General features: G+C 63.4%; 15 protein-coding genes. 2 read left to right on the plus strand and 13 right to left on the minus strand.

Going from position 1 to position 11404, the window contains the following annotated elements; translation table 11 throughout:
- Positions 1-89: 89 nt before the first annotated feature.
- The 4 genes from SOM18_RS11150 to SOM18_RS11165 form a co-directional block, all read right to left on the minus strand.
- Positions 90-521 (minus strand): hypothetical protein, encoded by a 432-nt coding sequence (locus SOM18_RS11150; RefSeq protein ID WP_320481657.1) that lies wholly within the window; start codon positions 519-521, stop codon positions 90-92.
- A 115-nt stretch (positions 522-636) separates the two neighbouring features.
- Positions 637-960: an ogr/Delta-like zinc finger family protein gene (locus tag SOM18_RS11155; RefSeq protein ID WP_051916603.1), complete on the minus strand. Its 324-nt coding sequence runs from the start codon at positions 958-960 to the stop codon at positions 637-639.
- Positions 957-1454 (minus strand): hypothetical protein, encoded by a 498-nt coding sequence (locus tag SOM18_RS11160; RefSeq protein ID WP_320481658.1) that lies wholly within the window; start codon positions 1452-1454, stop codon positions 957-959. Before SOM18_RS11160 ends, SOM18_RS11155 begins: the two co-directional genes overlap by 4 nt.
- Positions 1451-1738 (minus strand): transcriptional regulator, encoded by a 288-nt coding sequence (locus SOM18_RS11165; RefSeq protein WP_320481659.1) that lies wholly within the window; start codon positions 1736-1738, stop codon positions 1451-1453. The genes SOM18_RS11160 and SOM18_RS11165 overlap by 4 nt, the downstream gene beginning before the upstream one ends.
- Before the next feature lie 84 nt (positions 1739-1822).
- On the opposite strand from SOM18_RS11165, the gene SOM18_RS11170 reads away from it, so the two are divergent.
- Positions 1823-2308: a helix-turn-helix transcriptional regulator gene (locus SOM18_RS11170; RefSeq protein ID WP_320481660.1), complete on the plus strand. Its 486-nt coding sequence runs from the start codon at positions 1823-1825 to the stop codon at positions 2306-2308.
- A gap of 448 nt (positions 2309-2756) precedes the next feature.
- Positions 2757-4061 (plus strand): PIN-like domain-containing protein, encoded by a 1305-nt coding sequence (locus SOM18_RS11175; protein WP_320481661.1) that lies wholly within the window; start codon positions 2757-2759, stop codon positions 4059-4061.
- A gap of 282 nt (positions 4062-4343) precedes the next feature.
- On the opposite strand, the gene SOM18_RS11180 is transcribed toward SOM18_RS11175, so the two are convergent.
- The 9 genes from SOM18_RS11180 to SOM18_RS11220 are packed head-to-tail and all read right to left on the minus strand — an operon-like array spanning position 4344 to position 11342.
- The gene (locus SOM18_RS11180) at positions 4344-5375 is read right to left on the minus strand and encodes a contractile injection system protein, VgrG/Pvc8 family (protein WP_320481662.1); all 1032 of its coding nucleotides are present in this window, start codon (positions 5373-5375) and stop codon (positions 4344-4346) included.
- Positions 5372-5758, minus strand: coding sequence for a phage tail protein (locus SOM18_RS11185; RefSeq protein ID WP_320481663.1), 387 nt, complete (start codon positions 5756-5758; stop codon positions 5372-5374). Before SOM18_RS11185 ends, SOM18_RS11180 begins: the two co-directional genes overlap by 4 nt.
- Entirely contained in the window at positions 5758-8169 is a 2412-nt protein-coding gene (locus SOM18_RS11190) for a phage tail tape measure protein (protein ID WP_320481664.1), read from the minus strand. The genes SOM18_RS11185 and SOM18_RS11190 overlap by 1 nt, the downstream gene beginning before the upstream one ends.
- On the minus strand, positions 8159-8290 hold the full coding sequence (locus tag SOM18_RS11195; RefSeq protein WP_320481665.1) for a GpE family phage tail protein: 132 nt from the start codon (positions 8288-8290) through the stop codon (positions 8159-8161). Before SOM18_RS11195 ends, SOM18_RS11190 begins: the two co-directional genes overlap by 11 nt.
- Before the next feature lie 8 nt (positions 8291-8298).
- A complete protein-coding gene (locus SOM18_RS11200; RefSeq protein ID WP_320481666.1) occupies positions 8299-8640 on the minus strand; it encodes a phage tail assembly protein in 342 nt (113 codons plus the stop codon).
- Positions 8641-8693: 53 nt separating this feature from the next.
- Positions 8694-9203, minus strand: a complete 510-nt coding sequence (locus tag SOM18_RS11205; protein ID WP_320481667.1) for a phage major tail tube protein — start codon at positions 9201-9203, stop codon at positions 8694-8696.
- Between the two features lie 29 nt (positions 9204-9232).
- Positions 9233-10405 carry a phage tail sheath subtilisin-like domain-containing protein gene (locus tag SOM18_RS11210; protein WP_320481668.1) on the minus strand — a complete coding sequence of 391 codons (1173 nt, stop codon included), beginning with the start codon at positions 10403-10405 and terminating at the stop codon, positions 9233-9235.
- A gap of 11 nt (positions 10406-10416) precedes the next feature.
- A complete protein-coding gene (locus SOM18_RS11215) occupies positions 10417-10779 on the minus strand; it encodes a GPW/gp25 family protein (RefSeq protein WP_320481669.1) in 363 nt (120 codons plus the stop codon).
- Entirely contained in the window at positions 10776-11342 is a 567-nt protein-coding gene (locus SOM18_RS11220) for a phage baseplate assembly protein V (RefSeq protein ID WP_320481670.1), read from the minus strand. Before SOM18_RS11220 ends, SOM18_RS11215 begins: the two co-directional genes overlap by 4 nt.
- Positions 11343-11404 lie beyond the last annotated feature (62 nt).

Raw genomic sequence — 11404 nt, forward strand, 5'->3', positions numbered from 1 at the left:
TGCGAGCACGATCGCGACGACGACCTTCGCCACGCGGCGGTGACGCATGCGGCGCTCGATGCGCGAGCGGCTGGTTGCAGCGGCAGCGATCACTGGAGCACCGGGGCGGCAGGAGCGGTAACGCAACGCGAGCACGTCGCCGGCCCGCGCCAGCCGCACGTGTGCGAGCCGTCGCCCGCGACGCACGGATCGCTCTCGCTGCACCCGCAGCCGCGGCAGATCCGGGGATGATCTTCGGCCGGCGTGTCGCGCAGCTGAAAGTACACGTCGATATCGATCGGGAAGGCATCCGCAAACGCCTCGACGGTCTCGCGATAGCGCGCCGTCGATCCCTCGGTTTCGAGCAGCATGACGAGCGCCCGCGCTTCGGCCTGGTTGTTCGCGCTGATGCTGCGTGCGACCGCGTCGACCGACAGGCCAGCGGCAATACGGCGCAGACGCAGATAGTGCGCAGGCGTCAGCGGCAGGAGAACCGAGGGCGCCGGGCGGCGTCGTTCGGTGGGCATCGCGACATGGATCATGGGGCAATCCTTCCAGACAAAGGGGTGACGGCGCCGGAAGTGGGATCTTCCGGAGTGACGGGGGGATGGTTCAGGAGCCTGGCGGCGGATCGGCCGCGGAGGTCAGATCAGGGGATCAGCCAGGGGCTGGCGAAACCTCCGCCGCGTCGGGCTGGTCGTCGTCATTGGCGGGCACGCGGTTGTCGTCGTTCGCGGGCTTCGAGCGCCACTGGCCGTGCGGCAGGCGGATCGCCGGGTTCGGTATCATGCTCGGCCGTACCGTGCGGAAAATGCCGAGCTGCGCCACGAACGTGTGGCCGCAATCAGGATTCTGGCAGACATAGCGGATCTCGCGCGTCAGCCGGTCGATCTCGACCGAGTCATAGGCGATCGAGCGCGTCAGGCAGTGCGGGCACACCGTCGCGGGAACGCGGGGCGTGTAGTTTCTCTTCTTCGTCACTGATGGGTCCCCCCGGCATTCCCCGGCCCCGTCGACATGGCGGGACGAAGGAAATTTGGCAGGCGCCGACGAATGCGACGCAGAACGCCGTCAACCTGCTGTGCCTCGACCAGCGCGCGATGATGATCGAGCGGGGAGGCGCCGGGTTGGGAGACGCTGAAAAGGGCGGAGGTCAGTTCACCTGCCTCGCGGACGAAGTCGATCGAGTCCGAGACCAGCTGGCGGCGGCACGCATCCTCCTGCTCGACCTTGATTCCAAGTTGGTGGCTAAACGCGTCGCGGAACGGCGCACCCTCGCCGCCGGCAAGCCGGTGCGCGGTGTCGAGCGCAAGGGCTTCGAGAAGCGAAGGCAGCGTGTCGCTGTTCGGGTTGGACCACGCGTAAACGGTGCTTACTGCTTTGCCGACTGCGGCAGCGGCGCCTTCCCCTTTGATCTGCGCGAGAACCTTGATCATCGCGTCGGGAAAGGTGTCGGGGATGCGGGGCTTGGTCACAGCGAAGCCCTCCGCTGGAATACTGCGGATTGATTACAATCGACGGCGGCTGCCTCCGCGATTACTTCGTCAGTCTCAGGGTAGATGTCGGGACGAAGAAGATGCTTGGAAACGCCGGTCGCCCGCTCAACCTTGAGCACATGCTCAGCGGGCAGCCGCTTCGCGGATTGCAGCCATTTCCAGACGGCGGTCTGCGAAACGCCACACAGCCGTGCGAATGCAGATTGCGAACCTGATTTGAGAACCGCGGTTTTCAGCGATGCAGAAGGGGATGCGATATCCATACCCTTTGACTACACATATGGTTGTAGTCTAGTCAACACATATTCGTCCATATGCAACTACACCATTGATTGTAGCGTGCTGATATGATTGACGGTGAACGATTAGCTGAGCGGCTAAAAGCCAATGGACTGTCGCAGTCCGAATTGGCGCGACGCGTGGGCATCAGCCAGCAGACCATCCATAAGCTGGTCGTCGGGCAGTCTCGTGGCTCGACGCATATTGCGGCTATCGCGCGAGAACTGGCGACGTCGCCCGCCTATCTCACAGGTGACGTCGATGATCCCCTTAAAGGCGCCGCTCCCCCGCGCCCTAGGCCGACCGTGCAGGTCGCCACCATGCAGGTATTGCTGCCTGATCAGCGGGCCTTGGCCCGAATGTTTCTTGGCATCTTGAAGGCGTCTGAGGGGATGTCTCAGGTTGCTCTTTCTGATGAGCTTGCACGGATGCTGCCCAAAGGGCTCGGGCTTCTGCAAGGGCCGTTAGTGTTCGAAGACTCGGACGATGGCGGTGCTCCGCCAGGCGAAACTCAAGGTGGTCATGACGATCGTCCCGCACGACGGCGAGCATAGCGCAGGTGGTTTCGCACCGAGCGCATCCGCGCTCACATCGAGGCTGAGACTGGAACACTGACACCATATCGCCGACTCATATCGTTCTCATTATGTTCCAGCCCGTACGGCACGAAATCCAACAAAAATAGGGGGGCCTGCTAAAACTGCCATTTACTCAACATTGAACTACTTAAGGCGGCGGGTGTCGATTGCCGCAAGGACCGGCCTGACCGATCTGAGCCGCGGCCGGCGCTCAAATAGGCGGTCATCAGGCAGCTCGGAATTAGTCGCGCCATCGCGGCCGGCTAAAGTCAGTTCAGTCCGACAGTCATAATGGCAGCAGTGACAGTAAGGCAAAACTCCATTTTGGCACGTTTTTGTTTCGACGTCTGGACGTTTAGCTGAGGAGCACGTACGTTTTTTCGCATCGCTTTCATGCTACTGATTTGGGGTCTAACCAATATCTATGACTGACAGTAGCAAACGGGGTGGCCCCGAACCGATTGTGCCTCTTAAGGACAGCGATGCCTTCTGGCTCACTGATTTGTATCCCGACGCAAAAGCCTTGTTCGAGCACGATCAAGTCAGCTTAGAGGCTGCGAGTAACGATTCCGTTGTCGTCCTTGACGCTAACGTTTTGCTACTTCCCTTCGAGTTTACATCGGCCTCCGTTGGTGAGGTAGAACGAGTATATACGGAGCTTTGTGCCGCTGGACGAATGGTTGTTCCAGGTCAGGCTGCGCGCGAATTTTATAAGAATCGAAGTAACAAGATCACGGCGATAGCCGATGCTATCGATGCAGCTATCACAAAAGCTAAGAAGCAAATATTTGATAAAAGTATTCCTCTTTTGGAAGATGACGCCGATTATCTTGCTGCTCGCGAACTTGGAAAGGATATGATTAATAAGGGAAAAGAAGTCGCTGAAAAACTGGAGAAGGTAAACGAGCGTTTAAAAGACGAGATTGGGGCCGATCGCGTCTCCTTACTCTACCGCAACATACTTGGAGGATGCGTCTCTGACTTCGTAGTTAAACCTGCGGATCGTGAGGCTGTGAGCAAAGAGGTTGCGCGTCGAGCCCGTCTTAAGATCGCGCCCGGTTACAAGGATCAGCAGAAGGAGGATGGCGGGATCGGTGACTATCTCGTCTGGCAGACGATCTTGCAGGAAGGTGAGAGGCGCAAGGTTCATTGCATCTTTGTCACAGAGGAGGAGAAACCCGACTGGTGGGTGAAGCGACATGGCACTTTCCAGCCCCGCCCCGAGTTGATCGAGGAGTACCGCCGCGCTTCAGATGGTAAATCCCTTCACTTGCTGCCATTGTCGGGAATGCTCAGCGTGTTTAAGGCCAATGAGGATGTCGTTCATCAGGTTCAAAAATTAGAAGAGCAAAAACGCATGGCGTTCGAAGTCGTGCGCACACGAGTCTTATCCGAGCCAAACGAAATGTCCGTCAAGGAACGGAAAGAGTTTCAGTATTTACAGCGCCATGCGAAAGATTACATAGATAAACTTAAATCTATTCGTTCGGATATAAGAGAAGCAAAGAGTTTGCTAAGAGATAACGAATTTGGCGAGTATGATTTGGACGCCAAGCTAATGAGTTTGGAAATGTCAGAGCGAATGGCAATGAAGGCATTGCAAAATGTCGAAAATGAGATTCGCCAATTTGCCGGACGCTCACCAGTCAGTAATGAAGTCAAACAATTCCTTATCGAAAATTACTTAATAGATGGATCTCCATCACATTTGCATAATGGTAGTATTTAACAAGTATTAAAAATACTGTTATAATAACAGTTTCATGTTTTGTACCAAATATAGTTTATATCTCCTGTTTACACTGTAGTTTTTTATTAACTACCAGACCTGCGCTGTGCTCAGCGAGAGCTACACCGCACGAATTATTAAATTACTCGTTTGAAGATGACCGCAGTCATATGGCTCGCTATTATTGAACGAGCGCACGCGACGCTTCAATAGTATTAGTTAGTCGTCAGATCATTGGCTGCTAAGCGAAAGCGTTCCTAGTAGTTCGCGCGATCATCGGCATCATATGGCTTCAAGATTTAGCCCGGTCGAATAACCCCGATCGCTGAATGTGTGCGTCACTTCGATAACCAGCCAAGCGACACCGTCTATAGGTAGCTTGTATCCGCTAACGCTCGACTTCATTCCAACGTGGACTTCCGGTCGACCAAGCGACAGCGTAAGGCTAAGCGAAGCCGGCTCCCGCCCCGCGCGACCATTCGCCGAATTGGCAGCGACCTGTGCGTCCGCCTCGTTGGCGTAGACGCGGGACAGCGTCTTTGCCCCCTCCACCTTCCCGGCCACGCACTGCTCGCGTTTGCCGGACCTTCGGTCGTGCCACGTCGCCTTCACCCCCGGCACGTCGTCGCGCTTTTGGCGGCTGAACTGGTGGGCGTCGCCGTCGCGTCGCGCGATGGTGACGGTCGCGATGGGTCTGCCGGACGGTGTCGTGCCGGCGGCGAGCGGCGAGAAGATCAGCACGCCGCGTGCGATCTTTGCCACCGCGCCGCGCTCCCGGCCGAGGCGGCGGAGGAAGGCGAGGTCGCTTTCGCGGTTCTGTGCCTTTGCCGTAACCGCGATGTCGGCGAGGCTGGCCGCGCAGCGCGGCGTCAGCTGGTGCCACTCGGCGATCTCGGTCACGATCGCGCCGAGCGTCGTGCCGTGCCAGCTCCTCTCCCGCCTGGTCTTCAGGTCGCTGGTGAAGTCGGCCGAGCGCGCGCGGATCGTGATCAGGTCGGGCGGGCCGCCATGCGCGACCTCGTCGACGATGAACCATCCCTTGTCGACCAGGCCGGGCGTGACGTCGCTGCCCTGCTTCCAGCCGAGCCAGACGTGGATCTTTGCGCCCGTCGGCGGAAGCGCGACGGCGCCATCGGTGTCGTCGATGACGAGATCGAGCTGATCGGCCTCCTCGCCGCGTTTTTCGGTGATGCCGAGCGAGACGAGGCGGCGGCGCGGCGGGCGACCATCGGCTTGCGCGACGCGGCCTTCGAGCAGCGGCGTGATATCGGTGCCGTCGACGACGACGCGGACGGCGGCGATGTTGGCGATCATGCGACGTCGCTGTCGACGCGAAGGAGATCGATCGCGAAGTCGATCTGGCGCGGCGTACCGTCAGGGAAGAACGCCTTTGCGCGATCGTCGATGCCGGTGATGACGAACGCGCCATAGACATAGCCGAGCCCGTCGACGAGCGACCAGGCATCGCCGCTGTCCGCCATGCGGCGCAGCTCGTCGATCGACACGCGGCCGTCGGCAATCTCGGCATAGACGGTGCCGGGCAGCGTGATCGTCTCTTCGCCGGGGCCGGTATATTGGGTCGCGTCGCGCGCACCGATCCGCGCCGCGGTGGCGTGGCGCCAGCTCGCACGGCGCGCCAGCTCGTCAAAGGCGAGCGTCTGGATCGAGAAGGGAAACAGGCCAAGCGCGAGCAGCATCAGACGGTCTCGTAATCGGGGGTGTCGGCGAAGGACGACCGGCGCCGCGCAGCCGTCTCGCGGTCGCGGCGGTCCAGCTCGTCGGCGACGGCGCGAGCGAGGGCTTGCGCGTCCTGACCCGGCTGCTGGTTGATGTAGATGGTGTAGCTGCGGGGTGCGGTGCTCGCCGCGCCAGCCGGTGCGGAGGCGGCGCCGGCGGCACCGCCCTTTGCCAGCGCCGGGATCGCGCTGCCGGTGACGATCGCGGACGTCAGGCGGCTGGAGAGGCGATCCATGCGCTCGACCGGCTCGCCCTCCTGTGCGGCGATGCCGTTGGTCAGCCCGTCGACGATATTGCCACCGAAGCCGGCAAAGACGCGGCTGGGCGAATGGATGCCGAGCTTTGCCTTGAACCAGCCCGCCGCGGACGAGGCGACGCCGACGATCGTGTTTTTCAGCGAACCGAACATGCCAACGATGCCGCGGATCAGGCCGGAGATCATGTCGCGACCGATCTGTACGAAACGGGTCGGCAGCGACGCGAACCAGTCGACCGCGCCCGCGAACGTCCCCTTGATCCCCTGCCATAGCCAGGCAAACCATCCGCCGATCGCGCCCCAATTGGCATAGATGAGATAGGCCGCGGCGCCGATCGCGACGATCCCGGCGACGACCGCGAGCGCGATGCCGATTACCGGCAGCATACCGATCCCAAGCGCGCCGGCCGCGAACGCCAGCGCCGAGAAAGGCGCGACCAGGCCGGCGATGACGATCGCGCCGCCCCCCAGCACGAAGAACAGCCCAGCGAACGCCGCGGCACCGATCGCGACGGCCTTGGTCGCATTGGGATAGCGGTTGGCGACGTCGCCGATCCACGTCGCGAACGCGTTGGCGCGCGTGACGATCGCATTGATGGTCGGCAGCAGCTGCGAGCCGAGCGTGATGGCCAGCGTCGTCGCGTTGACTTTCAGCTGTTTCGACTGCTCGGCCGAGTCCTTCATGCGGTCGGCGAAGTCGCTGTCCGTCGTGCCCCCGGCCTTGCCCGCCTCGGCGCGGATCTTGCGGAATTCCTCCATGTTCTGAATCAGCGGGCGCAGTCCCTGCTGCACCTGGGCATCCTCGAACAGATAGCCGAGCTTCGACAGGTCGCCCTTCAGCGTCTTGTTGGTCAGCTCGGCAATGGCTTCGAGCGGCGTTTTTCCTTCCGCATAGGCCTTCTTCAGCGCGGCGGGCAGATCGACGCCCATCTTCTCGAACGCCTTGTTGGTAGCAGGCGATGTGATCTTCTGGAGGATGTTGGCGAGGTTGCTGCCGGCGCTGGCGGCATCCCCTGCCCCCTTGCGCGCGATCTGCAAACCGGCGGCGAGATCCGCGACGGCGCCGACGCCCGTTTGGCCAAGCCCTTGATACGCGGCGGTGAGCGCCGGGAAATACTGCGCCATGTCCTTGATCTCGAACGCGCCCGCTTTGCCGGCACTGGCCATGACGTCGATGATCTTGCCGGTCTGCGCGACCGGCACCTTGAGATTGTCGGTGGCGGCGAACGCGGCAGCGGACAGGTCCGCGATCTCGGCCTTGTATGCTGTCGCGGCGCGGCCGATCGGCTTCATCATCGCGACTGCGTCGGGCACCTTCGCGCCGAGCCCGGCTAGCGCATCGACACCGGCTTGCAGATCGGCCGGCATCTGGTTGGCAGCGCGCGCGGACGCGAGCAGGTTGCGGCCGAGCTGGTCCGACGCCGCGCGCGACAGGTCGGCCTTTTGCCCGATGTCGGTCATCACCGACTGAAAGTCCTGCGCGGCCTTGATGCTGCCGATCAGCGGGGCGGCCATGGCCACGCCGGTGCCGATCGCCGCGGCACCGCCGGCCGCCAGCCCGGTGGCCATGCCCTGCGTCCGCGCGAAGCGCGCGCGGCCGGCCGCCATACGGCGCTCGCGGTCCGCGAGCCGCCCGACCTCGGCCGTCTGCTCGACGATCGTGCGGTTGGTCTGGACTGCCTCGGTGCGTAGCCGGCGCTGGTGACGCGCCAGGTCGTTCGTATCGATGCCGGCGGTGTGGAGGCGCAGCGACATTTCCTGCAGCGACTGCGACTGCTTGCGCTCGGTCGCCCCGAGCGTCGTCACTTCGCGTTCCGCCTTGGCGAGCGCGCGCGTCAGTGCCGCGGTCGGCTTGTCGGTCGCGGCGATCTCCTGTCGCAAACCGGCCATGCGCGTGCGCGCCGTCCCGAGCGCTGTGCCGGTATCGAAAAGGCCGGTCTTCAGTTTGCGGAAGCCCGCGATATCGCCCTGCGCGCGCTCGATCGCGCGCAAGCCGTCGCGCGTCAGCTTGAGCGCCTGCGCGGCCTTGGTCGATCCGCCGGCGATGGCGCGCAGCGGACCGGTGACGCGGTCGCCGGCTTCCAGCAGCATGCGGATGCGCAGGTTACGATCCACGGGTCTGTCCTTCGGGATTGTGGCGGCGCGCGGCGCGCCCGCGCCACTGCATCAGGTCGTGGATCGAGAGTGCGTCCAGGGCATCGGGCGACCAGTGGAAGACGAAGGCGATGTCCGCCATCGGATCTTCTACATGCTCTGGGAGAGTGCCGCCTTCGTCGCAGTCGGCAGCAAAAAATCGACGAGCACCCCTGCGATCTGCGTCACGTCCGCAGGATCCATCGCGTCGATGAGGTGCGGATGGAGGACGGGCTGCGTCACGCGGGGCGCGACGAGCGCGACCTGATTGTAATCCATCCGCACCAGCCCGCCGAGATTCGCACCGCGCAGCGCGCCGCCCATCGGCTTTCGGACATGAATCAGCGTACCCGCCGGCATCACGACCTTGTCGGCGACGACGATGTCGTATTCGAGCGTGACGTCGCCTTGTGCGGTGGGTGCGGAGTTTTGCGTGACGTTCTGGTCGTTCATCTTATCGATCCTCGGATTTGTTTCTCGGCGGGGCGGAGGAGGTGGCGCGGGGGCTAAAGCCCCAGCGCCCCGCGGTGCGCGGCCATCTGGTCGACGCCGCCAACGACCTCGATCATGCCGAGCACATCGATCTCGACCTCGACGACGTCGTTCCACGTCAGCTTGAAATAGCTGAGCTGGCTTTTGACCTTGAACTCGGTGTCTTCGCCGGGCTTCCATTCGCCCATGTCGATCTCTTCGTGCCGGCCGCGCGTGACGATCTCGACGGCGTCGACGGCGCCGGTGTCATCGTTCTGGAACGAGCCGACGAAGCGCTGCTGCACGCCCGAGATATTGAGCATGCCGTGCTGGCGCAGGATCTGGCGCATGGGGCCGCCATAGGTCGCCTCCATCTCCAGCGCCTCGCCGCCCATGTCGACCTTGACCGCGCGGCTCATGCCGCCCGCGCGATAATCCTCGAACTTGCGGACGAGTTTGGGCGGCGTGATCGAGACGGTTTCGCCGATAAAGGCCTCGCCATCGTTAAACATCATCGTCTGTTTGAGCTTGCTGGGGAACGCCATCGCGTCGGCCTTTCGTGCGGGAGGTGGGGTTAGTTGCCGGCGACCAAGCTGGTGAAGTCGGCGAAGAACTCGTCCGAGATCTCCTGCTCGAGTCCGAGCGCTTCCAGCGGGGGCACGAAGGTGTAGCGGTAGCCGATCAGCAGCTTGCCGGCCTTCAGCTGCTCGACCGGGTTTCTCGCCCCGTCGAAAACGGCCACGGCGCCGAGGATGCGGCCGGCGCGCGTCTCGGTCCGGAATTTCTCGTTGATCTGCTCGACGATGTCTTTGGCGAGGCTGGGCAGCAGCGGCTTGTCCATCGCCCAGACGAGGCCGAGCGCGACGGTGTCGGCGAGGATTTGCGCGGTGCGGCAGGCGCTTTCGAACACGAAGTCGCTGTCGGGCGCGGCGCAGGTGCGGTTGCCCCAGAAGCGCAGTTCGCCCGCGATGCGGACCACCGTCACCAGCTGCGACGCGTTGAGCACGTTGGCGTCGCAGTCCGCGTCCTGAATGTCGAAGGTGACATCTGCCGCCAGGCCATCGATCTCGGGCAGTGCGACGTTGGACAGCGTCTTGTGCCAGCCCTGTTCCTGGTCGATCGCGGCGCGCGCGCCCATTGCGACGGCCGCGACCGGCACGCCGATGCTGGCACCGCCGACGCCATATGGCGCGGTCACGCTGGGCCAGAGCAACGTCAGCTCGCGCGCATCAGGGAACAGCGCGCGGTGGGCGATGACCTCGCCGCGGTCGTTGCCGATCGCGTACGCATAGACACGGGCGCGCAGGCGCTTGGCGACGGCGACCATCGCCTTCGTCACCAGCTCGCCCTCGAGGCCGGGCGCGCCGATGATCCGAGGATGGAGGTTCAACTGGGCCGAGGCGGTCAGCAGTGCCTGCATGCCGGTCTTCACGCCGGCCACATCGGTGCCGATGACCGCGGTCGCGGTGTCAGCCGGCGTAGCACCAGGCGCGACGCGTACAACAACGACGGGCGCGGCGACCTGTCCTGCGATGGCGACCAGCGCGGCGCGCAGCGTGCCGCCCGCGCCGGCCTTCTTGATCGCGTCGTCGAGGTTCGTCACCTTGACCGCGGTGTCGAGCGGGAACGCGCCGGCAACCGCATCGGGTGCGGTCGCGACCAGCCCAATGACGGCGGTGGCGACGGTTGCGATGCCGCGGGTCGATGTCTTGACCTCGGTGACGTTGATCCCGTGGAGGAAACTCATGGGCGGACCTTTCAGGCGAGCGCCGACATGGCGCGGATGGTGGACGAGATGGAAAAGGCGGGGGCGGCCGTCGTGTCGGTGCGCCGGCCGGTGACCGTGATGACGGCCTCATGCGGGAGTTGTCCGGGCGAAAGCACGACGCGCGAGATCCGCGCGCGGCCTTCTTGTCGAAGAAGGGCGAGCGCTGCGGCGGCGAATATCCGCATGCGGCCGAGTTCGTTGTTCGGCTGATCGAGCAACTGAGGAACGAGCGAGCCATATTCACGCCGCCCAATCCGGGTGCCGAGTGGCGTGCCGAGGATGTCGCCGATCGACTGCGCGAGGTGATCTGCACCAGCTAGGGGCGCACCGGTGTTGCGATCCATGCCGATCATTGCGGCGGCCCCGAGATCGCGGCCCCCGCCTGCACCTTCGTGTGGACGTGGCCCTTGAGGCTCTTGCCACCACCGACGACATTCGCGTCGCCGGTCACGGTGCCGGTCGCGTGAATGTCGCCATCGACCGCGAGGTCGCCCTTGAACGACAGGCCACCGTCCGCATCGATCCGAACGGTCGCGCCGGCCGGCAGGATGGCCGTCAGGGTGTGGGTCATGGGATCGTAACCGATCCGCGCACGGTCCTGATATTCGGTCAGGGAGGAGTCGTCGTTCGCGGGGTGCGGATGCGCGTCGCTCGACAGGCTGCCGATGATGATGCCGCGTGCAGTGTCCGCCTCGGGTGCCAGGACAACGACCTGTTCACCGATCGCGGGCGGCGACCAGGTGCGCGTGGATCCGGCGCGGCTCGCAAGCCACGGAATATCGCCCGTCGTCAGATCGTCGGCGAACTGGACGCGGGCAGTGCCGGCGGCGAGATCTACCGACGCAACGGTGCCTTCGCGCGCGAGATCGCCAATGAGGCGCTGAATGTCGGCGGGATCGGCCATAACGGCGACCATGCGCGGCGCGTGCGCGGAGGCGAGGCCGCGCTCTTGTAGAAACGCATTCTACAAGAGCGCCG

It is taken from the genome of Sphingomonas sp. CFBP9019 (assembly GCF_034045155.1).
GTDB lineage: Bacteria > Pseudomonadota > Alphaproteobacteria > Sphingomonadales > Sphingomonadaceae > Sphingomonas > Sphingomonas aerolata.

Excerpts from the sequence above, each read along its gene's own strand:
- SOM18_RS11165 (WP_320481659.1), bottom strand. The coding sequence starts at position 1,738 with ATGGATATCGCATCCCCTTCTGCATCGCTGAAAACCGCGGTTCTCAAA.
- SOM18_RS11185 (WP_320481663.1), bottom strand. The coding sequence starts at position 5,758 with ATGCTGCTCGCGCTTGGCCTGTTTCCCTTCTCGATCCAGACGCTCGCC.
- SOM18_RS11170 (WP_320481660.1), top strand. The coding sequence starts at position 1,823 with ATGATTGACGGTGAACGATTAGCTGAGCGGCTAAAAGCCAATGGACTG.
- SOM18_RS11220 (WP_320481670.1), bottom strand. The coding sequence starts at position 11,342 with ATGGTCGCCGTTATGGCCGATCCCGCCGACATTCAGCGCCTCATTGGC.
- SOM18_RS11150 (WP_320481657.1), bottom strand. The coding sequence starts at position 521 with ATGATCCATGTCGCGATGCCCACCGAACGACGCCGCCCGGCGCCCTCG.
- SOM18_RS11175 (WP_320481661.1), top strand. The coding sequence starts at position 2,757 with ATGACTGACAGTAGCAAACGGGGTGGCCCCGAACCGATTGTGCCTCTT.
- SOM18_RS11200 (WP_320481666.1), bottom strand. The coding sequence starts at position 8,640 with ATGAACGACCAGAACGTCACGCAAAACTCCGCACCCACCGCACAAGGC.
- SOM18_RS11210 (WP_320481668.1), bottom strand. The coding sequence starts at position 10,405 with ATGAGTTTCCTCCACGGGATCAACGTCACCGAGGTCAAGACATCGACC.
- SOM18_RS11195 (WP_320481665.1), bottom strand. The coding sequence starts at position 8,290 with ATGGCGGACATCGCCTTCGTCTTCCACTGGTCGCCCGATGCCCTGGAC.
- SOM18_RS11180 (WP_320481662.1), bottom strand. The coding sequence starts at position 5,375 with ATGATCGCCAACATCGCCGCCGTCCGCGTCGTCGTCGACGGCACCGAT.
- SOM18_RS11215 (WP_320481669.1), bottom strand. The coding sequence starts at position 10,779 with ATGATCGGCATGGATCGCAACACCGGTGCGCCCCTAGCTGGTGCAGAT.
- SOM18_RS11205 (WP_320481667.1), bottom strand. The coding sequence starts at position 9,203 with ATGGCGTTCCCCAGCAAGCTCAAACAGACGATGATGTTTAACGATGGC.